Origin of the sequence: Devosia sp. A16 (assembly GCF_001402915.1) — a bacterium.
Classification (GTDB): Bacteria; Pseudomonadota; Alphaproteobacteria; order Rhizobiales; family Devosiaceae; genus Devosia_A.
The window spans coordinates 3,791,425-3,817,682 of sequence record NZ_CP012945.1 but is presented as its reverse complement, the minus strand read 5'-3'; the positions used below and the strand labels follow the sequence as shown (position 1 = coordinate 3,817,682).

Genomic DNA, 26,258 nt, shown 5'->3' with positions numbered 1-26,258 from the left:
CGGACGTTTTCGCCCGCTCCCGGTAAGCACAATAGACGGACCGGTGAAAAAGTCGAACCGTCCGGGCCTGTCGTTCACGGTCACGTCATCGAGCCCCCAGCTCGCGGACGAACGCGGCCGGCCGGTCAATTGATCATTGACAGTTCGACTCAAGTTACATTTTCTGGCGCCGCCGATTTGATTGTGCGCCGTACTCTGTTGCAGCAATCATGCGGCAGAACACTTTTTGTTCTTTTCTTACTCGTAGGCCGTTGGGCAGACGTCTTGCTCATCGGCGCAAATGTGATTGCGACTGGCGCCATCCGGGTCGGCTTGCACCGAGCAAAGCGCGAATCGATGGCGACGACATGACTTCAGGCACGGGGAGCAACGAACCGGCGTTCTGATGTGGGGGACATGACTATTATCGATACGCGACCATGCGCGACCTTTCGGGCCGACGGCGCGAGGGCGGACCAACTGGCCCGACGGCGCGAGGCGCCCGGGCCATGACACATCACTCGGCCATGCATTCCGAGCCGGTCGAAACGCCGACCGATACCCTGTCGCATGCGCAGATCCGGGCGGCCAGGGCCTATCTGGGCTGGACGGCGCTCGACCTTGCCGCGGCATCCGGGGTGTCGTTCTCCACCGTCCGCCGCGTCGAACTGCCGGGGCCCAGAGCCGTCCGCGACGAGAATATCGAGGCGATCCGCGGGGCCTTCACCCGTCACGGAATTCGCTTCGTCACTCACGCCGACGGGGCGCTCGGGATCGCCGGGCGCGCTAGAATTCCGAGCTAGAGATTGACCGCGAAGAAGGACAGCGCCGCCTCGCGCATGCGCGGCGTTTCCTGGTGCTTGATGCCGGGCTCGGACACCAGCTGCAGGCGCCCGGGCTGGCTGGCGTAGGCGGCGCTGGTTTCCTCCCAGGCCAGCGCCACTGCCGCCGGCGGGGTCAGCGCGTCGGCCTCGCCGATGCAGATCAACTGCGGGCGCGGCGCCACCAACGCGGCGATGGCGCCGGCATCGGCCTCGTTCAGCAGACCGGGCACGATCAGATAGACGCCGTGGCCGTCGTGATTGCCCAGCTCGATCATCTTGCGCAGATCGGCAAAGCAGCACAGGTGCGCCACCGCCTGGATCCGCTCGTCCATGGCGGCCAGCCAATAGCTCAGCGTGCACCCCATCGAAATGCCGAAGGCGCCGATACGCGCCGGGTCGACGTCGGGGCGCGAAGCCAGATAACTCAGTGCCGCAGAATGATCCGAGAGCATCTGGCCGAACAGGCCCTTGCCGTACCAGAGCAACGCCTTGGCCGCGGCGCTCTCGGTGACCGAGGCGCGCTTGCCGAACACCGGCATATCGATCGACAGCGTCACATAGCCTCGTCGGGCGAACACCGGACCCAGCGGATCGAGCAGATATTCGCGGCCATCGAGCAGCTCGTCGGCGCCGATATCGTAACGGCCGCCATGCGAGTGGCCGTAGAGAATGGCGGGCAGCCGGCCCTCGACCTTCTGCGGCCGGGTGAGGATGCCGCGCACCTCGGTGTCGCCGAGCCGCAGGGTCAGGTGCTCGATCTCGTAGCCGTCGCGCTGTTCGATATGGACAGCGCTGAGCGACACGACCGGTTCCACCAGCCCGACGAGCTGGCGCAGCCTCTGGCGGGTAATCGCCATGTTACTTGTCGTCGTCCGAAACGATGGCGAACTCGAGTGGCAGCGCCGTGGTGTACTTGATCTGCCCCATGGCGAAGGACGAGCTGACGTCGGTCAGATTGATCTTGGAAATCAGCTTCTTGTAGAACGAGTCATAGGCTGCGATGTCCGGCACCACGACGCGCAGCAGGTAATCCACCTCACCGCTCATGCGGTAGAACTCGACCACTTCGGTGAAGTCCTCGACGACGCCGGCAAACTTGCGCATCCAGGCATCGTTGTGCTCGTTGGTGCGGATCGACACGAAGACGGTGACGCCGGCGTTGATCTTGGCGGGGTCGAGCACCGCCACGCGGCCCTTAATGATCCCGTCTTCTTCCATCTTCTGGATGCGGCGCCAGCACGGCGTCGTCGACAACCCTACCTTGCGGCCGATTTCAGCAACCGGCGTCGTCGCATCCTTTTGCAGGAGCGCCAGAATCTTGCGGTCGATCTTGTCCAAAGCTATGGCAGCCCCCTAGAAATCAGATTGCGTGACTGGCGGAAAATCAGCGCGATAACGCAAAGGTGGTCGGATAAGGCGGCCATACAACGCAAATATCTTGCGTATGTCAACTGGACAGAAGGGCCCAGAGCCAGCTGATGAAACGCTCGAAGCGGCTGGGATTCCCGGCCTCTCCGGCGGCGCCCTCCGCCTTGTGGCGGCGCCAGTCTGCAGGCGTATCGAACCGGCCCTGCCAGATACCGCGTTTTGCGCGCCGGGCCTCGGTCTGGGCGGCGAGGTAGCGGCTGGTGGCGATCGCATAGCCGTCGGCGACCATCGCTTCGGCGATGTCGAGCCGGCCGTCGCGGCATACCGCGAGCAAGCGGCCATAGCGATCATGCCCCTCCGGACGGCACGACAGCGTGCGGTTGCGCGTCAGCTCCCGCATGCGACCGGCGGCGGCCTTGCCGCACTCCCAGTTGCCGCCATCGGCCGTGCCGCAAGTCTGGTTCCATTCCGGCGCGTCGATCCCGGGCAGGCGGATGCGCTGGCCGCCGATATCGATGGTGTCGCCGTCGCTCACGCGCTCGACGGCGCCGGTCAACGAAGGCCCGTCAAGCGAGAACGGCGCGTCGGGAAGCGACAGCAGATAGGCGATGATGCCGAGGCCGGCCAGGATCACCAGCCAGCTGCGCCAGCGCAGCGGACGACGTCGGGGCAACGGGTTGCGGCGGCCATTCGCCCAGGCAGGCATGGCCCGCTGCAGGGTCGGCTGCAACTGCTTCTCGCGACGGGCTTTTCCCATCCTGGGCAACCGCCTTTCACCCAAACTTAACCATGCGGCGCATAGGGTTTTTGCACAAGCGTAACGAACGCGTTTCCTGTTCGTAGTGTGTAGTTGTTGAGTACCGAGTAAATGCCGCTCAAGCCCGCGATGCACGATGAGGACGTGCGCGCCCAGATGGGTCGCGAGCTTCGGCGCAACTCGCAACGGACGGTGTTCGACGCGCGCCAGCGCCTCACCTCCAGCTCCGGCACCCGCGCCTCCTTCGATTTCGAACTGCTCGATGAATATGCCAGCTCGCGGCTCGGCGGGCTGCTGGCTGTGCCCGCGCTGGTGCTGATCCTGGCGCTGTTCGCAAGCCTCTGGGTCTCGCCGCTGGCGGCGGCGGCCTGGGCGGCTGCGGTGATCGTTGCCAACCTGGTGGTCGTCTGGTTCTGCCGACAGTTCAAGACCGAGGACCCGACCAAGTTCAACGCCGGCCGCTGGACCGCGACATTCATTGCCGGCGAGCTGGTGAACGGCATCTCGTGGGCGCTGCTGGCCCTGTTCACGCTGGTGGCGGTCGACAGCGTGGCGCTGCTGGTGGCGATGTTCGCCATCACCCTGGTCGGCATTGCCGCCAATGCGGTATCGACGCGCACGCTGCCGGGCGCGACGCTGATGAGCACCCTGCCCGCAGCCGCGACTGTGACCATCAGCCTGGTGATTGCCGGCGGCACGCTCAACTGGGCGCTGGCCGCCGTGGTGGTGGGCGGTGAGCTGTTCTTCGTCTACCTCGCCAAGCAGCTCTACGCTTCGGAACTCGAGACCATCGAGCATCAGGCAGAAAAGGACTCGCTGATCAACGAACTCGAGGAAGCACGGGAGATGAGCGATGAGGCGCGGCGCCATGCCGAGCAGGCCAACATCGCCAAATCGCAGTTCCTCGCGACGATGAGCCACGAACTGCGCACGCCGCTCAATGCCATCATCGGCTTTTCCGAGGTGCTGCAGTCCGAGTTGCTCGGGCCGCACAACGTGCCGCAATACAAGGAGTATGCCGGCGATATCCATTCGTCGGGCCAGCATCTGCTCAACCTCATCAACGAGCTGCTCGACCTGAGCCGCATCGAGGCGGGCAAGTACGACCTCAACGAAGAAGCGGTGTCGCTGATCGACATCGCCGAGGATTGCCGGCGGATGGTGGAGATCCGCGCCAAGGCCAAGAGCATCGAGCTCAGCGTCAGCTATGCGCACAACCTGCCCAAGCTCTGGGGCGACGAGCGGGCGATCCGCCAGGTGGTGTTGAACCTGCTCTCCAACGCCATCAAGTTCACGCCGCAATCGGGCAAGGTGCACCTGATGGTGACACGCTCGGGCGATGGCGGGCAGCTGCTGAGCGTGCGCGACAACGGTCCAGGCATTCCCGAGAACGAGATCGAGACGGTGCTCAGCTCGTTCGGTCAGGGCTCGCTGGCGCAGAAATCGGCGGAACAGGGTGCAGGCCTCGGCCTGCCGATCGTGCAGAAAATCATGGAGCTGCACCAGGGCCGGTTCGACCTGTTCTCCAAGCTCCGCTTCGGCACCGAGGTGATCGCCACCTTCCCACGCGCCCGCGTCATGGATGCGCTGGCGCCGGTGGTGGAAAAGAAGCCGCGGCTGGAAATCTACTCCGAAGCCAGCTGACATCCCGGCAACCGGTACCTTCTGGCAATGGCCGAGACGGCCGGCTGGCGACATACTCCCGCCAAAGGGAGCCAGACCAGCCGATGTCCACCATACCCAACAGCGACGAGCTCACCCGGCTCGCGTTCGACAACTGCATCTTTCCCGTCGCCGACCAGCGCGTGGTGCGCGAACAGGGGCCGACGATCTACGTCGCCGCCGACGGCATCGCCTTGACCGACAGCCACGGCATCACCCGGCTCGACATGATGGGCTCGCATACGCGCGCCAACTCGCTGGGCTACGGCAACCGCGAGATCGCCACGGCGGTGTTCGAGCAGATGAGCGCCGTGCACTATGTCGGCACCACCAGCCACTTTGCCGAGCCGACGTTGCGACTGGCCGGCAAGCTGGCCGAGCTGGCGCCGGGGCGGCTCAAGCGCTCAGCCTTCACCAGCGGCGGCTCGGAATCGGTGGAGACGGCGCTCAAGCTCGCCAAGCAGTACCAGCGCGAAAGCGGCAGGAAGCCGCGCGCCTACAAGACCATCTCGCGCTGGAACGCCTATCACGGCGCCTCCATGGGCGCCCTGTCGGTGACCGACTGGCTGGCGGTGCGCGACGTGTTCGAGCCGCGGGTGCCGGGCCACAGTTTCATCCCCAACCCGATGCGCTACCGCAACCCGTTCGGCATGCCGGACGACGAGTATGCCGAGCTCTGCGCCACCTATCTCGAACGCGAAATCCAGTTGCAGGGCCCTGAGAGCGTCTCGGCGTTCATCGGCGAGCCGGTGATGCAGGCGCATGGGGTGCAGGTGCCGCCGCAGCGCTACTGGGATCGGGTGCGCGAGTTCTGCGACAAATATGGCGTGCTGCTGATCGTCGATGAGGTGATCACCGGGTTCGGCCGCACCGGCACCTGGTTTGCCAGCGAGCATTTCGGGCTCGAGCCCGACATCATGACCATGGCCAAGGCTCTGAGCGCCGGCTATGCGCCGATCGGCGCAGTGATCACCCGCGACGAAATCGCCGATGCGATCCCGCTGTTCCGGCATGTGCATACCTTTGCCGGCCACGCCAGCATGGCTGCCGCCGCGAACGCTGCCATCCATATCAAGGAGCGCGACGGGCTGGTGGAGGCGGGCAAGCGCAATGGCGCGCGCTTCGGTGCCGACCTGACGGCGGCGCTGGGCGACCATCGCATCGTCGGGCAGGTGCGCGGGCTCGGCATGTGGTGGTGCGTCGATTTCGCCGCCGACAAGGGCACCAAGGCGGCTTTTGCCGACGACACGGTGGCAGCAATCGTTCGACGCATGAGCGACCATGGCATCCTCGCCTCGGCGATCGGCACGGCGCTGGAGATGGCCCCGCCGCTGATCGCCACGCCCGAACAGCTGGCGCAGGCCGTGGAGGTGTGCGCACGTTCGGTGGAGGAAGTGGCACGCGAGCGCGGGCTGTAGCCCCTCAGCCCACGACCTTGCCGATCGCCATCTCGACGAAGGCCAGCGCATCGCGTCGTCGCGCGAACGGGTTGCGGTATGTCGATGGCTCACCCCGGCGATAGGCCAGGGCCTCGGCGAGGATCGGCCGCCAGCGCGGATCGAACGCGGTGAGCGCCCAGGTGCCGGCGGCCGATTTCGAGGCGATGGCACCGGTGGCCCTGGTGTAGGCCAGCCGGCTGATGCCCAGCACGCCCCACATCGGCAGGGCGCGACCGAGGATACCGGGCGAGAACCCGGCGGCCTTTGCCAGCCAGCCCCGCCAGTAGGTGGCGGCATTCTCGGCCACCCAGTCGAGCAGCCGCTGCCGGTCCTGCCAAAGAGCGGAGAAATCGGCAGGACCGATCAGCGTCACCGCCTCGGGCAGCGCGTGCCAGGTGACCGGGTTGCGGTTGCCGCGTGCAGCGATTACGAAGTCACCCTGCTGCGAGGTGGGCCCATCGCCCATGGCGTCGGGACCAGCGCGCAGTTCCGCCGCGGTGAGCCAGATGCCGTCGAGGCGCGGCAGCGTCGGATCGGTGCGATAGCTGCGATGCACCAGCACCAGAGCCTCGGCATCCTCGCCAGTCAGCGGGCGAGACAGGACGGCGACGAAATCCAGGTCGCTCATCGCCGGACGAAAGTCCCCATCCGCGATGGAGCCGACCAGATGGAGTCCGGTGATCAGGTCGCCGGTGTTGCGCTGCAACAGGCTGACGAAACGGCCAGTAGCGAGGTCGATGGTCGCCTCCGCACCGGCCGTGATCATCGCCTAGGCCTCCTTGTCGCTGACCCCGGCGCTGCCGAAGGTGGCCATGTTGTTGTGGAGGTGCAGTGCGGTCTTGGCAAGTACGGCGGCCAGCGCAGCGCCGCTCCCCTCCCCCAGCCGCATGCCCAGGCTGAGCAGCGGACGCTTGCCCATGGTCTCGAGCGCGCGAGCATGCGCGTGCTCGCCCGACAGGTGCCCGAAGATGCAGTGATCGATCGCGTTCGGGTTCACCGCCTGGGCGATGGCGGCAGCCGAGGTGGCGACGAAGCCGTCGACGATGACGGGGATTTTCTGCTGGCGGGTCGAGATGATGGCCCCGAGCATGGCGGCAATCTCGCGGCCGCCGAGGCGGGCGAGGATGGCGAGCGGGTCGCCCAGCGCCTCTCGGTGCAGCGCCAGCGCCCGATCGACCGCATCGGCTTTGCGCTGCAAGCCGGCATCGTCGACGCCAGTGCCGCGACCGACCCAGTCGGCGCCCGTGCCGCCGAACAGCGCGGCATAGATGGCGGCGGCAACCGTGGTGTTGCCGATGCCCATCTCGCCGATGGCGAGCAGATCCGGCTTGCCGGCCACCGCTTCCATCCCGTAAGCGACGGTCGCCGCACACATGCGGTCGTCCATCGCGGCGGTGCGGGTGATGTCGCCGGTGGGGAGTTCCAGCGCCAGCTCGAAGACGCGCAGGTTCAATTCGTGCAGCGCGCAGATCTGGCTGATGGCAGCGCCGCCGGCGGTGAAGTTGGCAACCATCTGCGCCGTGACTTCCCGCGGGAAAGCCGAAACGCCCTGGTCGGTGACGCCGTGGTTGGCGGCAAAGATCGCCACCATCGGGTTGTCGAGGGTGGGCTTGGCCTTGCCCTGCCAGCGGCCGAGAAACTCGACCAATTGCTCGAGTTCGCCAAGCGAGCCCGGCGGCTTGGTCAGTTGCCGGTCGCGCTCGCGGATGGCCGCAACGGCGCTCTCGTCGCCCGAGGGGGCGATATGCAGCAGGTCGATGATGTCGGCGAAGGGGGACGCCATCGGATGACGACTCCGGCTGAGGGGTGCTAAGGGAGGCACGCTTCTGGACCAATCGGCGAGCATTTGCAAATTGAGCGACGACGCGCCCCGAACGCCTCCACGACAGGACAATCATCGCCCCGGTACCCAGCCCGAGCCGCCCCAACCCGAGGCCTACGGCTGGCGGCTGGCGGACGACCTGATCATGGGCCTCAGGTTCTTCTCGCGCCTGCCCACCGGCGACAGCCCGTTCGAAAAGCCCAACCTCAACCGCATCGCCGCGGGGCTCGGTTTCACCAGCGTGGCGATCGGCTTTCTGCCGGCGCTGCTGATGATGCTCGTCGCCTGGCTCGGCGTGCCGAGCTATTTCGCGGCGACGCTCGGCGTCGCGGCGATGCTGGTGGCGACCGGCGCCATGACAGACGACGCGCTGGCCGACAGCGCCGACGGGTTGATCGGTGGCGCCAGCATCGAGCGACGCCTCGAGATCATGAAGGACAGCCGCCACGGCACCTATGGGGTGGCGGCGATCGGGCTCTACCTGCTGTTGCGGGTCACCGCGATCGGCGCGGTGGCCGCGTTCAACCCGCTGGCGGCCGGGGCGATCTGGCTGGCCTCCACGGTGATCGGACGATCGGCGTCGCTATGGGTCAGCGTGGCGCTGCCCAACGCCAGGGAGGGTGGCGCCTCGGCTGCGGTGGGGCGGGTGTCGCGAAAGGCATTCTTCGGCGGCATGGGCTTTGCTGTGCTGCTGGGCTTCGTGCTGGCAGCGCCGTTTACCAGCGTGGTGGCGGTGATCCTGTCGATGGCAGCCGCTACCGGCGTTGCCGCGGCATGGGTGTGGACCTGCCGCAAGCTGATCGGCGGACAGACCGGCGACCTGATCGGAGCGCTGCAAGCGCTGATCGAGGTCGCCGTGCTGACCGTGTTGCTGGTGTTCGTCTAGGAAATCAACCACCGGCCGTGGGCCGCCCTCCCCCTTGAGGTGAGGGATTGAGGGGGGATCCATCGGTGATCACAGGACCACCCCCAGCCCCTCCACTCAAAGGGGAGGGGAGCTCACGCCGCGACCGCCGCCGGGCTGGCCGAGTGCAGCTTGATGGCGGCGCGAACCTGCGGGCGAGCCTTCATCCGTTCGAACCAGGCGCGGATATTGGGAAAGTCCGCCAGCGGCGTCTTCGCAGCCGCTGCCCAGTTGACCATGACGAAGAGATAGGCGTCGGCGACGCTGAACTGCTCGCCCAAGAGCCACGCCCTGCCCCCGAGCTGCTTTTCCACGATCGCGTAGCGGGCCGCGACGCGCTTGCGGGCATAGTCCTGCGCCAGTTCGCCGACCTCGGGGTGGAACAGCCAGGGCGAATAGGTCTTGTGCAACTCCGTGCCGAGGAAAGTCAGGCACTGCTCGAGCTCCCGCCGCTCCGGTGTGCCCGGCGCCGGGGCCAGCCCGGTCGCAGGGTTCAGGTCGGCGAGATATCTGAGGATGATGCCGACTTCGCTGACCTCGGTACCGTCGTCGAGCCCGAGCAACGGCACGTAGTTGCGGGCGTTGATCTCGGCATAGAGCGTCCCGTCAGCCAGCCGGTGCGGTTCACCGACGATGTCGACATAGACCAGGTCGAGGTCGATGCCGGCCTCGGCAGCGGCAATGGCGGGGGCGAGCGAGCATCCATAGGGATGGTAGTAGAGCTGCATTTCAGTCTCTCCGGTTGGTGGTGCCGAAGAGCTAGTCGCGGCAACCGAGAAAGGCGAACAGCGATTTCGCCATCTGGATTTGCATGATTGCAAGCGGCTATACTGCTATGCTGCAGCGATGGAAAACTGGAACGACCTGAAGCTGGTGTTGGCCATCGCCCGCGCCGGCACCCTGGGCGGCGGCGCCGCGGCGCTCGGCGTAAATCATTCGACGGCCTTCCGACGGCTCAACGCACTCGAGGATAAACTGGGGGTGCGGCTGTTCGAGCGGCTGCCTGGCGGCGTCTACCAGACCACCACCGAGGGCGAGCGGGTGGCCACCACTGCCGAGCGGGTGGAGACTGAGGCCGACGCGCTGAGCCGCGAAGTCGGCGGTCGCGACCAGCGCCTCATCGGCGCGCTGCGGGTCACCTCGTCGGAGACGCTGGCCTACAGCGTATTGACTGCGCAGCTGGCGCGGTTCCGCCAGGTGCATCCAGGCATCGTGGTCGAACTCGTGGTCGACAACCGGGTGCTGAGCCTCAGCCGGCGCGAGGCGGATATCGCGCTCAGGGTAACGCGGCCCAAGGAGCCCGACCTGTTCGGGCGCAAGCTCGCCGATATCGCCTGGGCCATCTATGCCGCACCGGCGCTCGGTCCCCTCGACGAGCTTGCCGGGCGCGACTTCATCGGCTGGGGGCCCGAGGTCACCGGGATCGCAGCCGCAGACTGGGTGGGCGAGAAGATCGAGCCGCGTCATATCGTCTATCGCGCCAACAGCCTGATCAACCAGTTTACCGCCGCCAAGGCCGGAATCGGCTACGCGGTGCTGCCGTGCTACCTCGGCGACATCGAGCCGGGCCTCAAGCGCGTGGGCGGCGGTCCGGTCATCGAGTTGACACGCGAGCTATGGATCGTCACCCATGCTGATCTCAGGAAGACGGCGCGAGTCAGGGCCTTCTTCGAGATCGTCGGCGACGGGCTGGTCGCGGAGAGTTCACTGTTCTCCGGCCGGCGCGGTGCTTGAATTGTACCTGGAGCTTCCCATTATCGTGGGGGAGCGCCAGCTAGGGAATTTGCATGCTGTTCATCGGTTTCGCCCTCGTCATCGCCGTCGGACTGGCGCTCCTGGTCAGCGCTGACGCCGGGACGCTGGTTGGGCTCACCCAGGACCAACTCGGGCAGTTGCTGCCGTTGGTGGCGATTCTGATCTTCGTCGCCGGCGGGCTATTCTCGCGGCGCTACAAATTCTCCGAGCTGTTCGGCAACCTGATCCTGTGGGCCGGCATCTTCGGCGTCGTGCTGGTCGGCTACACCTATCGCGACGACCTGACGCTGGTGGCGTCGCGGGTGTTCGGCGAGCTGATGCCGGGGATCGCTGTGGTGGACGGCGAGCGCGGGAGCGCCACCTTCCGCGGTGGACGCGACGGGCACTTCCAGATCAATGCGACAATCAACGGCGCCGACATCCGCACCATCTTCGATACCGGCGCCAGCGCCGTGGTGCTGACGCATGACGATGCGCAAAAGGCAGGTTATGCGACGGAGAGCCTGCGCTACGACATTTCGGTCTCCACCGCCAACGGCACCGGCAAGGCGGCGGCGGTGACGCTCGACCAGGTCGAAGTCGGCGGCATCGTGCGCAACAATGTGCGCGCCTTCATCGCCGAACAAGGGGCGCTGGAACAGAGCCTGCTCGGCATGACTTTCCTCGGCACCCTCACCCGCTACGCAGTGAGCGGCAACGCGCTCGAACTGGTCGACTGAGCGGCACTGAGGCATAGTCTCTGAAGATCAACGGAGACCTCGATGCCTCAACGCCCCTATGACGAAGCCCTGCTGCGCCAATCCTTTGCCGTCGCCAGACGTTCGCGCGAGGGTGGCGACCATCCGTTCGGCTCATTGCTGGCCGACAAGAACGGCAAGGTGCTGCGCGAACAGGGGAACGGCTACAGCTCGGAAGGCGGCGACCGCACTGCGCATGCCGAGAAGCTGCTCGCTTCCTGGGCCGCCAAGAACCTCAGCCTCGAAGAGCTGCAGGATTGCACGCTCTACACCTCGGCCGAGCCCTGCGCGATGTGCTCGGGCGCCATCTACTGGGCCGGTATCGGCCGCGTGGTGTTCGGCCAGACCGAGCGCGACCTCAAGGCGCAGACCGGCGCACGAGGAGAACCCGACACTCGACCTGCCCTGCCATATCGTGTTCGAGGCAGGACAGCGCCACACCGAGATCGTCGGCCCGATGCTGGCCGATGAAGCCGCGCAGTTGCAGGCGGATTTCTGGAAGGATCACAAGTAGGGGCCGGGCCCGGGGCCCCACCCCCTCCGAGCTCCGCTAGGCAGCAAGCTGCCAAGCTGCGCTTGCCTTGTAACTTGGACTCATCCGCATCTGATAAAGTTCCAGGTGCGGTGAGCCGCAGCAGTACGACGCTTGCCTGGGTGTTGGAGCCCGTGGGGGAGCGGGTTTCGCTGCGGCTCGATCCATTGATCCCGAACAGTCGCTTGGGCCGCTTGGCGAGCCCGTTTGCGCAAGGATGGGAGGCAATGGAGATCACCGTAGGTATCGACGTGAGCAAGGACCGGCTGGATGTGTTCGTGCATCCGTCCGGAGAACGGTTGGCCGTGGACAATGAGGCGGCCGGGATCGAGGTGCTGGTGGCGCGGTTGCGGGCCATCGGAGCCGACGGCATCGGGCTGGAAGGCACCGGCGGGCTCGAGAAGCTGGCGGTGGCCGAACTGGCGGCGGCCGGGTTGCCGGTACTGGTGCTCAACCCCGCGCAGGTGCGGCACTATGCACAGGCGGAAGGTAAGCGGGCCAAGACCGATCGCATCGACGCAGCGGTGATCGCCCGGTTCCTTGCCGCCACCAAGCCCCAGTTGCGCCCGCTGGCCGATGCCGAAACGGTACTGCTCGGCGAACTGATGGCGCGACGCCGGCAACTGGTCGGCATGCTGGTCGCCGAGAAGAACCGACACGCCCGCGCTGCGGGCCGGATCAAAACCAGCATCGCTCGCATCATCAAGGCGCTGAACGACGAACTGGCATCCCTCGACGACGACCTCGACACCGCCATCCGCAGCTCGCCGGCCTGGCGCCATAAGGAGAACCTGCTGGCGTCGGTTCCCGGCGTCGGCAAGATCATCTCCCGCACGCTGATGGCCGAACTGCCCGAACTGGGCCAGCTCGATCGGCGCACCATCGCAGCGCTGTGCGGCCTGGCTCCCTTCACCCGCCAGTCCGGTCGATGGCGTGGCAATAGCATGATCGCAGGCGGCCGACCCGAACCCCGGGCCGCGCTCTTCATCGGCGCCCTCGTCGCAGCCCGTCACAACCCGGTGTTCAAAGCCTTCACCAACCGTCTCATCGAAGCCGGAAAACCAAAACGCGTCGCCCTCATCGCCTGCGCTCGAAAACTCCTCACCATCCTCAACGCCATCATTCGGGACAACAAGCCATGGCAAACCGCTTGACCAGCAACACAGTCGCTCCCCCGTCAAGGGGGAGGTAGGGGCCGGTGATTTGAGCGGGATCGTGCCGCAAACGCCATGCGGCACCTCCCCCTTGATGGGGGAGGATGGGAGGGGGTGGAGCGGCAAGCATTGATGCCGAGGGTGAAGCGCCTTACACCGCCAGCTGCAGCTCCGGCTCCAGCGCGTCGAAGGCCCGCATGATCACCTCCGGCCCGGCGCCGCGCTTGGCCGCGTCGACGCTCAGAATCTGACGGAAAGTGCGGGCCCCAGCACGGGCATTGGCCAGCCCGAGCATATGGCGGGTGATGTTGTTGAGCCGCGCACCCTTGCCGATCTCGTGCTCGGCATAGTCGGCCATGGCAAGCATCACGTCGCGCAATTCGATCTGCTGTTTCGGCGCGCCAAAAAAGCGCTCGTCGACCAGCGTCAGCAGCATCGGCTCGTGATAGGCGACGCGGCCAAGCATGACGCCGGACATGTGCGCCATGTGCGCCTCGGCGTCCTTGATGGTCTTGATGCCGCCATTGATCATCACCGGCAGCGGCCTCAGCCGCGCCGCGAGGCGATGCACGCGCGGGTAGTCGAGCGGCGGGATTTCGCGGTTTTCCTTGGGGCTGAGGCCCTTGAGCCAGGCCTTGCGGGCGTGCACGTAGAGGGCATCGACGCCGTCCGCGACCATGGCGTCGGCGAAGCGGTCTAGGCTTTCCTCGGTATCCTGATCGTCGATACCGATGCGGCATTTCACCGTCACCGGCACATCGGTGGCATCGCGCATGGCGCGCACGCACTCGGCGACCAGCTCCGGCTCGGCCATCAGGCAGGCGCCGAACCGGCCGGACTGCACCCGGTCGGACGGACAGCCGACATTGAGGTTGATCTCGCTGTAGCCGAACTCGGTCGCGATCCGCGTTGCCTCGGCCAGTTCCCCGGGATCGGAACCGCCGAGCTGCAGTGCCACCGGCTGCTCGACCGGGTCGAATCCCAGCAGGCGCTCGCGCGGGCCGTGCACCACCGCGGCGCTGGTCACCATCTCGGTGAACAGCAGCGCATGCGACGTCAGCAGCCGATGCAGATAGCGGCAATGCCGATCCGTCCAGTCCATCATCGGCGCCACCGAGAAGCGGCGGGCGGTTGCGAGGTCGTGGGTCATGGCGGGGAAATAGGGCATGCGAGGCGAAATTGCCAGCCATGCAGATTTAGCTTGGTTTCTAATAGTCCCGCGCGTTGACGTCGTATGTGCACTTATTATATGTGCGCTTATGAAATCGAAACAGAGCTACAAGCACCAGGCCCCGATGGGCTACCTGATCCACGAAGTCGCCCGCCTGATGAAGCGCCGCTTCGAGGAAGAAGCGAGGGTGCACGGGATCACGCTGCCGCAGTGGCGCGTGCTGGCGCAGATCGCACTCAACGACGGAATTACCCAGGTGGCGCTGGCAACCGCAGCCGATACCGACCCGATGACCATTTCGGGCGTGCTCGACCGGCTGGAGAAGCGCGGGCTGATCGATCGCTATCCCGACCCCACCGACAGCCGGGCCAAGCTCGCCCGTCTGACTGCCGAGGGCGAAGAGATCTTCACGACCGCCCGCAAGGTCGGGCTGGCGATGTATGAGGCCGCGCTCGAGGGCGTCACCCCCGACGAACGGCAGACCGTGATTAGCGCGCTGTCGAAGATGCGCGAAAACCTTTCCGGCCAGACGGCCGATCTCGAGGAAGTCTGATTATGAACGCCCGCGTCACTCCCCCTGCCCCCGGCGAAGCCAAGCCCGTCACAGCGGCTGCGGTTGAAGCCACCAAGCCGGAAGCTGCGGCTGTCCCCGCGCCCGAGGCGCCGGCCAAGAAGAAGCGCTCGGGCCGGCGGCTCGCCATCATGCTGGCGGTGCCGGTGCTGCTGGCGGCAGGCGGCGGCTATTTCTGGCTGACCGGCGGACGCTATGTCGAAACCGACAACGCCTATGTGCAACAGCCCAAGGTGTCGATCTCGTCCGATGTTGCCGGCCGCATCGTCTCGGTGGCGGTCAAGGACAACCAGTCGGTAAAGGCCGGCGATACGCTGTTCGCCATCGACCCTGAACCCTATCGCATCGCGCTCAGCCAATCCGACGCGGCCCTCGCAACGGCGCGGGTCAATGTCGAGCAGTTGCGCGTCGCCTATTCGGTCGCCACCGCCAAGCTCGAGGCCGCCAACGCCACCCTGGCGATCCGGCAGAAGGAATGGGACCGCGCCTCGAACCTGCAAAAGCAGGGCATTTCAGCCGAGTCGGCGCTCGATGACTCGCGGCTGGCGCTGCAGCAGGCCCAGAGCAACGTGGCGCTCGAGCAGCAGGACGTGGCCAACGCCACGGCGGCGCTCGGCGGCGACCCCAACATCAAGACCGATGACCATCCGGCAGTGCGGGCGGCGCTCGCGGCACGCGATAACGCGCAGCGCAACCTCGACAAGAGCACGGTGGTCGCCCCGGCCGACGGCATCGTCAGCCAGGTGGCGAGCCTCAATGTCGGGCAGTTCATCAATACCGGCTCGACCATCGCGACGCTGGTCGAGACCGGCGACACCTGGGTGGAAGCCAACTTCAAGGAAACGCAGCTGACCACCCTCGCCGTCGGCATGCCGGCCGAGGTGAAAGTCGACGCCTATCCGGGGCTGGCGATCGAATGTCAGGTTGCCTCGATCGGCGCCGCGACCGGTGCGGAATTCGCCCTGATCCCGGCGCAGAACGCCACCGGCAACTGGGTGAAGGTCACCCAGCGCGTGCCTGTCAACATCGCCTGCGACAGCGGCACGGACCTGCTCCGGGCCGGCATGAGCGCCACCGTCAACGTCGACACCAAGCCCGCCGGGGCGCAGGCTGCCGAGAACCCGAAGGCGCTCTGACATGGCCGCCGCCGCCGCAGTCTCTGCCCCTACGGTCGTCGTCAAGAACAAGGGCCTGCTCACGGCGGCCATCATGGTGGCGGTGATCATGCAGGTGCTCGACACCACGATCGCCAATGTCGCCTTGCCGCATATGCGCGCCAGCCTCGGCGCGTCGCAGGACGAGATCAACTGGGTACTGACCTCCTACATCGTCGCCGCGGCCATCGCGACGCCGCTCACCGGCTGGTTCTCCGACCGCTTCGGCCGGCGCAACCTGCTGCTCGCTGCGGTGGTCGGCTTCACCGGGGCATCACTGCTTTGCGGCATTGCCACCAACCTCGCGCAGATGGTGGCGTTCCGCGTCATCCAGGGCATCTGCGGCGCCATGCTGGTGCCGCTGGCGCAGGCGACGATGATGGACATCAACCCGCGCGAACAGCTGGGGCAGGCCATGGCCATCTTCGGCGCCGGCATCATGTTCGGGCCGATCATCGGGCCGACGCTGGGCGGCTGGCTGACCGAGACCTTCAACTGGCGCGCGGTGTTCCTGGTCAACCTGCCGGTCGGAATCGTCGCCTTCTTCATGCTGGCGGCGCTGATGCCGAACACGGCGATCAAGATCCGCAAGTTCGACTTCTTCGGCTTCGGCATGCTGGCGCTGGCCGTGGCCTCGCTGCAGATGCTGCTCGACCGCGGCCAAGGGGCCGGCTGGTTCGACTCGGCCGAGATCTGGCTCTATCTGCTGCTCGCCATCTCGGGTCTCTGGGTGTTCATCGTCCACTGCCTCACCGCCGAGAACCCGTTCATGGACATGGGCATGTTCAGGGATCGCAACCTCGTCACGGGGCTGGTGCTGATCTTCATCACCGGCATCACGCTGTTCTCGGGCCTCGCCCTGTTGCCGCCGATGCTGCAGAACCTGATGGGTTTTCCGGTGATCGAGACCGGGCTGCTGATGGGGCCACGCGGTATTGGCACGATGGTCTCGATGATCATCGTCGGCCGGCTGGTATCGAAATACGATCCACGCCTGCTGGTGGTCGGCGGCACGCTGCTGATGGGCTACTCGCTCTACATGATGACCGAGTTCGACATCGTCATGGGGTCGGGCCCGATCCTCATCTCGGGGTTCCTGCAGGGCATCGGCATGGGCTTTGTGTTCGTGCCGCTCAACTCGCTGGCTTTCGCCACCATCAACGCCAAGTACCGCGTCGATGCCACGGCAATGTTCAGCCTGATCCGCAATGTCGGCCAAGGCGTCGGCATCTCCGTGGTGACGACGATCCTGGCGCAGATGCAGGTGGTGAACTACGGCGAGCTGGCCGAACGGGTGACTCTCGACTCCGGGCCGCTGCGCGACTTTACGGCAGCCTATGGCGGCTTCGCCAACGTCGTCGGCACCATCCACGGCATGATCACCCAGCAGGCGGCGATGCTCGCCTTCCTCGACGATTTCCACCTGATGATGATCCTGACCTTCGTGTCGCTGCCGATCGTCTTCCTGCTCCGCCGGCCAAGAACCGCCAAGCCGATGACGGCGGAGGAACGCGCCCACGCCATGGGCGAATAGCGACTAAGCCCGGCCGCCGATGGCGACCGGGCGGACCACAACAACTACGAGGTATTACGACATGGCCAGCCAGTTTGAGATTGTACACGACCTCCTCGATCTCGCCGGTGCCCGCTGGACCGTTGACGTGCTGTCGGTGATGCGTGACGGCAAGCTGCGGTTCAACGAAATCTCTCGCGCCGTCGACGGCATCTCGCAGAAGCAGCTGACACAGACGTTGCGCAACCTGCAGCGCCATGGCTTCGCGGTCCGCGCGGCCTTCGCCACCATTCCCCCGCGGGTCGAGTACGAGTTGACCGAACTCGGCCGGGACTTCGCCGCCAGCGTCTCGCCGCTGGGCTCGTTCGCGGTGCGCAACCAGCAGAGCATCGAGGCGGCCAAGCGCGCCTTCGACGGCTCGAGCGCCTGAACGGCTTCCCCGCCCGCGTGGAGCGGGGTGTGGCGCGAAAAGCGCCGTCGCGGAGGGGGCCTTACCCATGCATGATCGTGCAAGGCTCCCTCCGCCCTCTCCCTCACCCGTCGATTCCGAGATCTGTCGACCGGCCGCATTGGCGTGGGCGCTGGGTGCATGCGAGGCCTGCGCCTGGCCTTCATTGAGCATGGCGGATCAAAGCCCTACATGCAGTGCGGGCGCTGCAAGTGGGGTTTTGAAATGACCAACTCGGCTCAACGGCATCGGGTCGTCGTGATCGGCGGCGGGTTCGGCGGACTAGCGGCGATCCAAAAGCTCAAGGGCGCCGATGTCGACATCACAGTCGTCGACCGCCGCAACCATCACCTGTTTCAGCCGCTGCTCTACCAGGTCGCGACCACGGCGCTCAGCCCGTCGGAGATCGCCTGGCCGATCCGCATGCTGGTCAAGCACCGGCCGGAGGTGACGACGCTGCTCGGCAACGTCACCGGCATCGACAAGCAGGCGCAACTGGTCGAGCTCGAGGACGGCGGACGGGTACCCTATGATAGCCTGATCATCGCCACCGGAGCCCGGCATGCCTATTTCGGCCACGATGATTGGGAACCGTTCGCTCCGGGACTCAAGACGCTGGAGGATGCAACAGCGATGCGGCGCCGGCTGCTGCTCGCATTCGAAGCGGCGGAGCGTGAGACCGATCCGGACAAGCGCAAGGCGCTGCTGACCTTCGCCATCATCGGTGCCGGCCCGACCGGCGTGGAACTCGCCGGCGCGGTGATCGAGCTGGCGCGCACCACGCTGAAGCACGAGTTCCGCTCGATCCGGCCGGAAGGCGCGCGTGTCGTCCTGATCGAAGCGGGGCCGCGGGTGTTGCCGAATTTCCGCGAGAACCTCTCGGGCTATGCCAAATCGGCGCTGCAAAAGCTCGGTGTCGAGGTGATGCTGGGCCAGCCGGTGACCGAAGTCACCGCCGACACTGTCAGCTTCAACGGCCAGGTGCTGCATGCCCATACAATCATCTGGGCGGCCGGCGTGCTGGCATCGCCTGCAGCCAAATGGCTGGGTGTCGAGGCGGACCGCGCCGGGCGGATCAAGGTCGAACCCGACCTGACGGTGCCGGGCAGCCCCAACATCTTCGCCGTCGGCGACACGGTCACGGTGCTGGCGCCCAACGGCAAGCCGGTGCCGGGAATCGGCGATGCGGCCAAGCAGGGCGGCAAGTACGCGGCTGCGGTGATCCGCGCCCGACTGCGGGGCCAGACGATCGGCCCGTTCCGCTACAAGCATCTGGGCGACATCGCCACAGTCGGCAAGAGCGCGGCGCTGATCGATTTCGGCTGGCTCCAACTCACCGGCTGGATCGGCTGGTGGACCTGGGGGCTGGCCCATATCTACTTCCTGATCGGGCTCAAGAACCGCATCTCGGTGGCGATCAGCTGGCTGTGGATCTACCTCAGCGGCCACCGCAGTGCGCGGCTGATCACCTGGGGCGAGGCCGGCAGCGGCAAGCACTGAGCCCAGCCAAAGAGAAAGGCCGGACACCTCGCGGTGTCCGGCCTTTCTCAACTCAAATCCCTACGCCAATCAGGCGGCGGAGATCTCGGTGACGGCGATCTTGCCGGTGCGGCGGTCTTCGCCGGTCTCGAACGAGACCTTCTGGCCCTCTGCGAGGCCGGTCATGCCGGCGCGCTGCAGAGCGGTGGCATGGACGAACACGTCCTTGCCGCCGTTATCGGGCTGGATGAAACCATAGCCCTTCTGATCGTTGTAGAATTTGACGGTGCCCTTTTCCATAGGGTGGTCCCTCATTCGCAGTGATGTGGTGGACAGAACGACAAAAGGATCACCCTGCCCGGTCAGTCGATTTTGGAGTCCTATCGTGCGCCTGACCGAGAGCGGGGGCATACGGCCGGATGTCAGCCAAATGTCGATGTCAGAACGGATAGAGGGCGTTGCGTCAATTGGCAAGTGACGCCGCTCATCTCACATCACGCTTTGGAAACGATGCGGTTCGGCGACAACCAGTAGGGCGGCATCGCGCCGGCGAGGTTAGAGAGCGGCATGACCTCGGGTTTGAGGCGGATGCCGAGCACATCGCCCATGAAAGCGCGGCGCGCCTCGACCCGGTTCCAGACGTCCGGAAAATCGGCCTTCAGCTCAGCCCGGCCGTCGGCGTCGAGCAGCGCGATACCGTCCTCGATATTTGCGCCATAGTAGGGCGGGCCGGCGGCCGGGATGATGTCGCACTGCACCGCCTGGCCCGAGAGGAACACCTCTTTCGAGCCCGGATAGACCTGGGTGTTCATCCATTCATCGAGATGAATCAGGTGGCCGGGGTTGAGCACCAGCTTGAAGAACGGCGTATCGAGATGGCGGCGGGCCAGCGCATCGAGCTCGCCGCCCGTCACTCCGATGCCGATGGTTTCATACCATTCGGCGGCGCAGGCGAAGTACGGGCCGGCAAGGCGATCTACATAGTCGCGCACATTGGCCGGCAGTTCCGCGTCGTCCTCGACCAGCCAGCCCATGCGGCTCGACAGCCCACCCCAGTAGCCGACCGCCGAGGTCATCGGGTCGCCCTTTTCGAGCTTCTTGCCCGATGGGCTGTTGAGCCCGACCAAGGTGTCGCCGGACGAGAACATGGTGTGACACGAGTGCGGCAGCGCACCCAGCCGCATCTGCTGCACCGCCTCGAACTCGCTCATGCCCGGCCGAACATTGGCGATCACCGCCTTGACGGCTTCCGAGCAGGCGACGGCGCCGAACTCGAACTGGGCGATCTGGACGATCTCGTTGACGGCGCGCAGACCGGTCACGGAGTGCATCAACAGGGCATTGGCGTTCACCACGCGGCCATCGGCGCCGACGATCTGGCGCAGCGTGTCGACGATATAGGATGGCGTCTCTAGCCAGGCTTCCGGCTTGGCGGCTTCGTCCGGGCCGAAATACTTCCAGCCCAGCACACCGACCCGCTGGTTGGCAGCGATGCCGGCATTGCGCAGCACCTCGGCGAGTGCCGGGGTCTTGGTACGATCCTGTCCGAGAAGGCCAAATGGGGGATAGAGCCGCGCCTCGACTTCGATCGCCGCATTGGCGGCGCGACCGAGATTTTCGGGGCCGGCCAGCAGGGTTGGGGTGGCGTCGGGAGTGATCAGCAGCAGCGCTTCCTCGAACCGCGGATCGAAGCCGGTGATGTAGCTCATGTTCGCCGCATGCTCGCGGTCGGCGTAGACCACCAGCGCATCCAGTCCGGCAGCACGACGGGCGCGGCCGAGGGCGGAAAAGCGGGCCGTATAGACGGAACGGTCAAGCTCGGGACGGGTCGCAGGAACGCCGAAATCCGGCAGCTTGGCGTCGATCAGTCGAAAGGCAGGCATAGATGAGAGTCCCCCGCTCCGAGGCGATTGGTTCGCCTTTCGGCATTTGACCCAAGGTGGAAGAAACCGCTTTCAAAAGCAATCGCTCAGGGACGCTGTTGACAAGCGTCGCCCATTAGCTGCTATTAAGAACCATTCGCAACTGGATGGCGAATGTCGAGCCTGCTCCCGGCTCGACCGCACCTGAAGGCAGGACGATGGATATCGGTTCGAACGAGGTGTTCCCCGGCTGGCGGCGCGACCGCGGCGATGCGTCGCTGACCGATGTGCATCGCAGCATTCCCGTCGCGCGCTCCGGCAGCTTCTGGCGACGGGCCTTCGCCTTTATCGGACCGGGCTATCTGGTCGCGGTCGGCTATATGGATCCGGGCAACTGGGCCACCTCGCTCGCGGGTGGTTCTCGCTTCGGCTACACGCTGCTGATCGTCGCGCTGATCTCCAACATCATGGCGATCGTGCTGCAGTCGCTTTGCGCGCGCCTCGCCATCGGCTCCGGCCGCGACCTGGCGCAGGCCTGCCGCGACGCCTTCCCGCGTCCGGTGGCCTGGGTGCTGTGGCTGATGGCGGAGATCGCCATCGTCGCCACCGATATCGCCGAAGTGATCGGCACGGCGATCGGGCTGAACCTGCTGTTCGGCATCCCGCTGGAGATCGGCGTCGTCATCACCGCGCTCGACGTGTTCCTGATCCTCTACCTGCAGCGGCTCGGCTTCCGTTGGGTCGAAGCGCTGATCATCACGCTGCTCGGGGTCATCGCCGTGTGCTTTGCCGTACAGGTGGCGCTGGCCGATCCGAACTGGGGCGAGGTGATCCGCGGCTTCGCGCCGACCACCGAGATCGTCACCAACCCCGAAATGCTCTACCTCGCGTTGGGTATCCTCGGCGCCACGGTGATGCCGCACAACCTCTACCTGCACTCGGGGATCGTCCAGACCCGGGCCTATGGCGAGACCCTGCCGGAAAAGCGTGAGGCGCTGAAGTTCGCCACCATCGACTCGACGGTGGCGCTGATGTTCGCGCTGTTGATCAATGCCTCGATCCTGATCCTTGCCGCCGCCACCTTCCATGCGGCCGGCAACACCACCGTGGCAGAGATCGGCGAGGCGCATAACCTGCTCTCGCCGCTGCTCGGGCTCGCTATCGCGCCGACCCTGTTCGGCATCGCACTGCTCTGCTGCGGCATCAACTCGACCGTCACGGCGACCTTGGCAGGGCAGATCGTCATGGAAGGCTTCCTCAAGATCCGCCTCGCGCCTTGGCTGCGCCGGCTGACCACCCGCGCCATCGCCATCATTCCCGCCGCCGGGGTCACCATCTGGTTCGGCCAACAGGGCACCGGCCAGTTGCTGATCCTCACCCAGGTGGTGCTGAGCCTGCAGCTCAGTTTCGCCGTGTTCCCGCTGGTGATGTTCACCGCGGACAAGAAGAAGATGGGTGCGCTGGTCGCACCTCTCTGGCTGGTGGTCTTCGCCAGCGTCATCGCGGTGATCATCGCCGCGCTCAATGTGAAACTGCTCGTCGATTTTGGCGGCGCCCTGCTCTAGCCGCCCAAATTATTGGAGGTTCTCATGCTCAATCGCCGCGTTTTCGGCGCCCTGCTCATCACCGCGATCGCCATACTCCCCTTGCCGGCCCCGGCGCAGGAGAAGTTCAAGGTGGTGACCACCTTCACCATCATCGCCGACATCGCGCGCAACGTCGCCGGCGATGCGGCGGTGGTCGAGTCGATCACCAGACCCGGCGCCGAGATCCACGGCTATCAGCCGGGACCGCGCGACATCGTCAGGGCGCAGGGCGCGAACCTCGTGCTGTGGAACGGCATGAACCTCGAGCAGTGGTTTGCGAAGTTCTTCGACAACGTGAAGGACGTGCCGCAGGTGGTGGTCAGCGACGGGGTGGAGCCGATGAGTATCGGCGAGGGGCCCTATTCGGGCAAACCCAACCCGCACGCCTGGATGTCGCCCAACAACGCGCTGCTCTATGTCGAGAATATCCGCAAGGCGCTGGTGCAGTACGATCCGGCGAATGCCGCGGCCTACGATGCAAATGCCGCCGCCTACGCGGCCGCAATCAAGGCACTCGATGCGCCGCTGCGCGCGCGGCTGGCGCAGATCCCCGCCGAGCAGCGCTGGCTGGTCACCAGCGAGGGCGCCTTCAGCTACCTGGCGCGCGACTATGACATGAAAGAGCTTTACCTCTGGCCGATCAATGCCGACCAGCAGGGCACGCCGCAGCAGGTCCGCAAGGTGATCGACGCGGTGCGGGCGAACCAGATTCCGGTGGTGTTCTCCGAGAGCACGGTTTCGGACAAGCCGGCCAGACAGGTCGCCAAGGAAACCGGCGCCGCCTATGGTGGCATTCTCTACGTCGACTCCCTCAGCGAGGCAGACGGCCCGACGCCGACCTACCTCAAGCTGCTGGAAGTCACGGTCGACACCATCGCCAAGGGATTCGGAAAGTGAGCCTCTCCGCCAACGTGCCGCACGAGGCGTGGAACCCGGCGCCGCAACCGAGCCTCGAGGTCGAAGCGGTCACCGTTGCCTATCCCAATGGCAACGTGGCGCTACGCGATGCGAGCTTCGGGCTGGGAGCCGGCACCATTGCCGGGCTCGTCGGGGTCAATGGCAGCGGCAAATCCACCCTGTTCAAGGCGATCATGGGCTTCGTGCAGCCCATTGCCGGGAGCGTACGGATCGCCGGCCTGCCCGTGCGCGAGGCGCTGAAGCGCAATATCGTCGCCTATGTGCCGCAGGCCGAGGAAGTCGACTGGAACTTTCCGGTGCTGGTCGAGGACGTGGTGATGATGGGGCGGCAGGGCCATATGGGCTTCTTCCGCGTGCCGTCGGCGCGCGACCGCGAGCTGGTCGCGGAGGCGCTGGCCCGGGTCGGGATGAGCGATTACCGCAAACGGCAGATCGGCGAACTCTCCGGCGGGCAGAAGAAGCGGGTGTTCCTCGCCCGGGCGCTGGCACAGCAAGGCCGCATCATCCTGCTCGACGAACCGTTCACCGGGGTCGACGTGCAGACGGAAGCGGCGATCATCGCGCTGATGCAGGAATTGCGCAGCCAGGGTCACCTGATGCTGGTCTCGACGCATAACCTCGGCAGTGTGCCGGATTTCTGCGACCAGGTGGTGCTGGTCAACCGCACCGTCCTGGCCTTCGGCCCCACCGCCGAGGTGTTCACACAAGCCAACCTCGAGAAGGCCTTCGGCGGTGTGCTGCGGCACTTCCAGCTGGCCGGCGAGGACCTGCACGACGACAAGGACCAGCGCCGCGTCACGGTGCTCACCGACGACGAGCGGCCGGTGGTGTTCTACGGCGAGAACACCGGCAGCAAACCGGCTTCGTCAAGCAAGGCGCGGGACGAGACATGATCGAGGAGCTGCTGGTCCCCTTTACCTATGACTACATGGTCAAGGCCATGTGGGTGTCGGCGCTGGTCGGCGCGGTCTGCGCCTTCCTTTCGGCCTACCTGATGCTGAAGGGCTGGTCGCTGATCGGCGATGCGCTGGGGCATGCCGTAGTCCCGGGCGTCGCCACAGCATACCTGCTCGGCCTCCCCTACTCCGCCGGCGCGTTCGTCGCCGGCGGCCTGGCGGCCGCCGCGATGGTGCTGGTGCGGACGCGCACCCGGCTCAGGGAGGATGCCGTGATCGGCATCATCTTCACCTCGTTCTTCGCACTCGGCCTGCTCATCGTCTCGCTGAACCCGACGGCGGTCGACGTGCAGGCGATCGTCATGGGCAATATCCTCGGCATTTCGGATGGCGACGTGATCCAGGTGGTGATCATCGCGCTGGTGTCGCTGGCGATCCTCATCCTCAAATGGAAGGACCTGATGCTGGTGTTCTTCGACGAGAACCATGCGCGTACCGTGGGGCTCAATCCGCGCCTGCTGCAGGTGCTGTTCTTCGCGCTGCTCGCCGCCTGTACCGTCGCCGCGCTGCAGACGGTCGGGGCCATCCTCGTCATCGCCATGGTGGTGACGCCGGGCGCCACGGCATACCTGCTCACCGACCGGTTCCGCACCCTCCTCGTCATCGCCGTGATCCTCGGTTCGACCACCGCGGCGGTGGGGGCCTATATCAGCTTCTTCCTCGACGGAGCGACCGGCGGCGTCATCGTCTCCCTGCAGACGGCTTTGTTCCTCCTCGCCTTCTTCCTTGCGCCAAAGCACGGACGGCTTGCGGCGCGGCGACGGGCATTGCGCGAAGCCGGGGTGAGCTGATGGACGCGCTCCATGCCTTTTTCGTCGAGCCCCTGGCTTACGACTTCATGCAGCGGGCGCTGATCGTCGCGATCCTCGTCGGCGCCGTCTCGGCGGTCCTCTCGTGCTTTCTGGTGCTGAAGGGCTGGTCGCTGATGGGCGACGCGATCTCCCACGCCGTGCTGCCCGGTATCGTCATCGCCTATGTGGTCGGCCTGCCGATCGCCATCGGGGCATTCGTCGCCGGCCTGTTTGCGGCGGTGAGCACCGGCTACCTGAAGGACAACAGCCGGATCAAGGAAGACACCGCCATGGGCATCGTCTTCACCGGCATGTTTGCCGTCGGGCTGGTGCTGTTCTCCCGCATCGAGACCGACCAGCATCTGAGCCATATCCTGTTCGGCGACATGTTGGGCGTCACCTGGCAGGACCTGATCGAAACTGCCGTGATCGCGCTCGGCACGCTGCTGATCGTTCTCGCCAAGCGCCGTGACTTCCTGCTCTACGCCTTCGATCCGCAGCATGCCCGCGCCATCGGACTGCCGGTGAAGCTGCTGCATTACGGCCTGTTGGCTCTGCTCTCGATTACCATCGTCGCCTCGCTCAAGGCGGTCGGCATCATCCTCGTCGTCGCCATGCTGATCGCCCCCGGCGCCATCGGCTTCCTGCTGGCCAAGCGCTTCGAGGCGATGCTCGCCATCGCCATGACCGTCGCCATCGGCTCGGGCGTCCTGGGCACGCTGATCAGCTTCAGCATCAATGGCGCAACAGGTCCGTGCATCGTGCTGATCCAGAGCGCTGTGTTCCTCCTGGCGCTGCTGTTCGCGACGAGCGGCGGATTGCTGCGACGCGGAACCCAGGCAAGGCAGCAGGATTAGCCAATACCCACTCGAAAGG

26 protein-coding genes and 1 pseudogene are annotated in these 26,258 nt (G+C 65.8%); 18 read left to right on the top strand and 9 right to left on the bottom strand.

Annotated features, from left to right (window positions below):
- Positions 1–488 precede the first annotated feature (488 nt).
- Entirely contained in the window at positions 489–782 is a 294-nt protein-coding gene (locus APS40_RS18350) for a helix-turn-helix domain-containing protein (protein WP_156342988.1), read from the top strand.
- Here APS40_RS18350 and APS40_RS18345 read toward each other — a convergent pair.
- The 3 genes from APS40_RS18345 to APS40_RS18335 all read right to left on the bottom strand — a co-directional run bounded on the left by APS40_RS18345 (position 779) and on the right by APS40_RS18335 (position 2,901).
- Positions 779–1,660 (bottom strand): alpha/beta hydrolase family protein, encoded by an 882-nt coding sequence (locus tag APS40_RS18345; protein ID WP_055048428.1) that lies wholly within the window; start codon positions 1,658–1,660, stop codon positions 779–781. The two genes, APS40_RS18350 and APS40_RS18345, sit on opposite strands and share 4 nt — an antisense overlap.
- A gap of 1 nt (position 1,661) precedes the next feature.
- Positions 1,662–2,141 (bottom strand): Lrp/AsnC family transcriptional regulator, encoded by a 480-nt coding sequence (locus tag APS40_RS18340; protein WP_055048427.1) that lies wholly within the window; start codon positions 2,139–2,141, stop codon positions 1,662–1,664.
- A 109-nt stretch (positions 2,142–2,250) separates the two neighbouring features.
- Positions 2,251–2,901 (bottom strand): thermonuclease family protein, encoded by a 651-nt coding sequence (locus APS40_RS18335; RefSeq protein WP_197279358.1) that lies wholly within the window; start codon positions 2,899–2,901, stop codon positions 2,251–2,253.
- A gap of 138 nt (positions 2,902–3,039) precedes the next feature.
- Here APS40_RS18335 and APS40_RS18330 point away from each other — a divergent pair, with 138 nt between their 5' ends.
- Complete coding sequence (locus APS40_RS18330) at positions 3,040–4,572, top strand: sensor histidine kinase (protein ID WP_055048425.1); 1,533 nt, start codon at positions 3,040–3,042, stop codon at positions 4,570–4,572.
- 83 nt (positions 4,573–4,655) lie between these two features.
- Positions 4,656–6,008: an aminotransferase family protein gene (locus tag APS40_RS18325; RefSeq protein WP_055048424.1), complete on the top strand. Its 1,353-nt coding sequence runs from the start codon at positions 4,656–4,658 to the stop codon at positions 6,006–6,008.
- A gap of 4 nt (positions 6,009–6,012) precedes the next feature.
- Here the strand turns inward: APS40_RS18325 and APS40_RS18320 are convergent, their stop codons facing one another.
- Both APS40_RS18320 and cobT read right to left on the bottom strand, forming a co-directional pair.
- Entirely contained in the window at positions 6,013–6,795 is a 783-nt protein-coding gene (locus tag APS40_RS18320) for an aminoglycoside adenylyltransferase domain-containing protein (RefSeq protein WP_055048423.1), read from the bottom strand.
- A 3-nt stretch (positions 6,796–6,798) separates the two neighbouring features.
- Positions 6,799–7,812, bottom strand: coding sequence for a nicotinate-nucleotide--dimethylbenzimidazole phosphoribosyltransferase (gene cobT, locus APS40_RS18315; protein WP_055048422.1), 1,014 nt, complete (start codon positions 7,810–7,812; stop codon positions 6,799–6,801).
- 70 nt (positions 7,813–7,882) lie between these two features.
- Here cobT and APS40_RS18310 point away from each other — a divergent pair, with 70 nt between their 5' ends.
- Positions 7,883–8,737, top strand: coding sequence for an adenosylcobinamide-GDP ribazoletransferase (locus tag APS40_RS18310; protein WP_156342987.1), 855 nt, complete (start codon positions 7,883–7,885; stop codon positions 8,735–8,737).
- Positions 8,738–8,850: 113 nt separating this feature from the next.
- Here the strand turns inward: APS40_RS18310 and APS40_RS18305 are convergent, their stop codons facing one another.
- Complete coding sequence (locus APS40_RS18305; RefSeq protein WP_055048421.1) at positions 8,851–9,483, bottom strand: glutathione binding-like protein; 633 nt, start codon at positions 9,481–9,483, stop codon at positions 8,851–8,853.
- Positions 9,484–9,601: 118 nt separating this feature from the next.
- On the opposite strand from APS40_RS18305, the gene APS40_RS18300 reads away from it, so the two are divergent.
- The 4 genes and pseudogenes from APS40_RS18300 (at position 9,602) to APS40_RS18285 (ending at position 12,933) form a co-directional block, all read left to right on the top strand.
- A complete protein-coding gene (locus tag APS40_RS18300) occupies positions 9,602–10,489 on the top strand; it encodes a LysR family transcriptional regulator (RefSeq protein ID WP_055048420.1) in 888 nt (295 codons plus the stop codon).
- Between the two features lie 53 nt (positions 10,490–10,542).
- The gene (locus APS40_RS18295; protein WP_055048419.1) at positions 10,543–11,229 is read left to right on the top strand and encodes a retropepsin-like aspartic protease family protein; all 687 of its coding nucleotides are present in this window, start codon (positions 10,543–10,545) and stop codon (positions 11,227–11,229) included.
- A 42-nt stretch (positions 11,230–11,271) separates the two neighbouring features.
- A pseudogene (locus APS40_RS18290) lies at positions 11,272–11,761 on the top strand (nucleoside deaminase).
- 245 nt (positions 11,762–12,006) lie between these two features.
- Positions 12,007–12,933 (top strand): IS110 family transposase, encoded by a 927-nt coding sequence (locus tag APS40_RS18285; RefSeq protein ID WP_055047385.1) that lies wholly within the window; start codon positions 12,007–12,009, stop codon positions 12,931–12,933.
- A 151-nt stretch (positions 12,934–13,084) separates the two neighbouring features.
- Here APS40_RS18285 and dusA read toward each other — a convergent pair whose 3' ends face one another.
- Complete coding sequence (dusA, locus tag APS40_RS18280; protein WP_236884128.1) at positions 13,085–14,101, bottom strand: tRNA dihydrouridine(20/20a) synthase DusA; 1,017 nt, start codon at positions 14,099–14,101, stop codon at positions 13,085–13,087.
- Between the two features lie 91 nt (positions 14,102–14,192).
- On the opposite strand from dusA, the gene APS40_RS18275 reads away from it, so the two are divergent.
- The 5 genes from APS40_RS18275 (at position 14,193) to APS40_RS18255 (ending at position 19,290) form a co-directional block, all read left to right on the top strand.
- Complete coding sequence (locus tag APS40_RS18275; RefSeq protein WP_197279357.1) at positions 14,193–14,657, top strand: MarR family winged helix-turn-helix transcriptional regulator; 465 nt, start codon at positions 14,193–14,195, stop codon at positions 14,655–14,657.
- Between the two features lie 2 nt (positions 14,658–14,659).
- A complete protein-coding gene (locus tag APS40_RS18270) occupies positions 14,660–15,811 on the top strand; it encodes an HlyD family secretion protein (protein ID WP_082434513.1) in 1,152 nt (383 codons plus the stop codon).
- Between the two features lies 1 nt (position 15,812).
- Positions 15,813–17,363, top strand: a complete 1,551-nt coding sequence (locus APS40_RS18265; RefSeq protein ID WP_055048417.1) for a DHA2 family efflux MFS transporter permease subunit — start codon at positions 15,813–15,815, stop codon at positions 17,361–17,363.
- A 61-nt stretch (positions 17,364–17,424) separates the two neighbouring features.
- The gene (locus tag APS40_RS18260; protein WP_055048416.1) at positions 17,425–17,772 is read left to right on the top strand and encodes a winged helix-turn-helix transcriptional regulator; all 348 of its coding nucleotides are present in this window, start codon (positions 17,425–17,427) and stop codon (positions 17,770–17,772) included.
- Between the two features lie 243 nt (positions 17,773–18,015).
- Positions 18,016–19,290 carry an NAD(P)/FAD-dependent oxidoreductase gene (locus APS40_RS18255; protein WP_055048415.1) on the top strand — a complete coding sequence of 425 codons (1,275 nt, stop codon included), beginning with the start codon at positions 18,016–18,018 and terminating at the stop codon, positions 19,288–19,290.
- Positions 19,291–19,359: 69 nt separating this feature from the next.
- Here APS40_RS18255 and APS40_RS18250 read toward each other — a convergent pair whose 3' ends face one another.
- Positions 19,360–19,569 carry a cold-shock protein gene (locus APS40_RS18250; RefSeq protein ID WP_055048414.1) on the bottom strand — a complete coding sequence of 70 codons (210 nt, stop codon included), beginning with the start codon at positions 19,567–19,569 and terminating at the stop codon, positions 19,360–19,362.
- A 194-nt stretch (positions 19,570–19,763) separates the two neighbouring features.
- Complete coding sequence (locus APS40_RS18245) at positions 19,764–21,152, bottom strand: M24 family metallopeptidase (protein ID WP_055048413.1); 1,389 nt, start codon at positions 21,150–21,152, stop codon at positions 19,764–19,766.
- Positions 21,153–21,349: 197 nt separating this feature from the next.
- Between APS40_RS18245 and APS40_RS18240 the strand changes: the two genes are divergently transcribed.
- Genes APS40_RS18240 through APS40_RS18220 form a run of 5 tightly spaced genes read left to right on the top strand, consistent with a single transcriptional unit; the run spans position 21,350 to position 26,239 of the window.
- The gene (locus APS40_RS18240) at positions 21,350–22,696 is read left to right on the top strand and encodes an Nramp family divalent metal transporter (protein WP_055048412.1); all 1,347 of its coding nucleotides are present in this window, start codon (positions 21,350–21,352) and stop codon (positions 22,694–22,696) included.
- Between the two features lie 24 nt (positions 22,697–22,720).
- The gene (locus APS40_RS18235; protein WP_055048411.1) at positions 22,721–23,614 is read left to right on the top strand and encodes a metal ABC transporter substrate-binding protein; all 894 of its coding nucleotides are present in this window, start codon (positions 22,721–22,723) and stop codon (positions 23,612–23,614) included.
- Positions 23,611–24,528 (top strand): manganese/iron ABC transporter ATP-binding protein, encoded by a 918-nt coding sequence (locus APS40_RS18230; RefSeq protein ID WP_442855815.1) that lies wholly within the window; start codon positions 23,611–23,613, stop codon positions 24,526–24,528. Before APS40_RS18235 ends, APS40_RS18230 begins: the two co-directional genes overlap by 4 nt.
- Positions 24,525–25,382: a metal ABC transporter permease gene (locus APS40_RS18225; protein WP_055048410.1), complete on the top strand. Its 858-nt coding sequence runs from the start codon at positions 24,525–24,527 to the stop codon at positions 25,380–25,382. The genes APS40_RS18230 and APS40_RS18225 overlap by 4 nt, the downstream gene beginning before the upstream one ends.
- Positions 25,382–26,239 (top strand): metal ABC transporter permease, encoded by an 858-nt coding sequence (locus APS40_RS18220; protein ID WP_055048409.1) that lies wholly within the window; start codon positions 25,382–25,384, stop codon positions 26,237–26,239. Before APS40_RS18225 ends, APS40_RS18220 begins: the two co-directional genes overlap by 1 nt.
- Positions 26,240–26,258 lie beyond the last annotated feature (19 nt).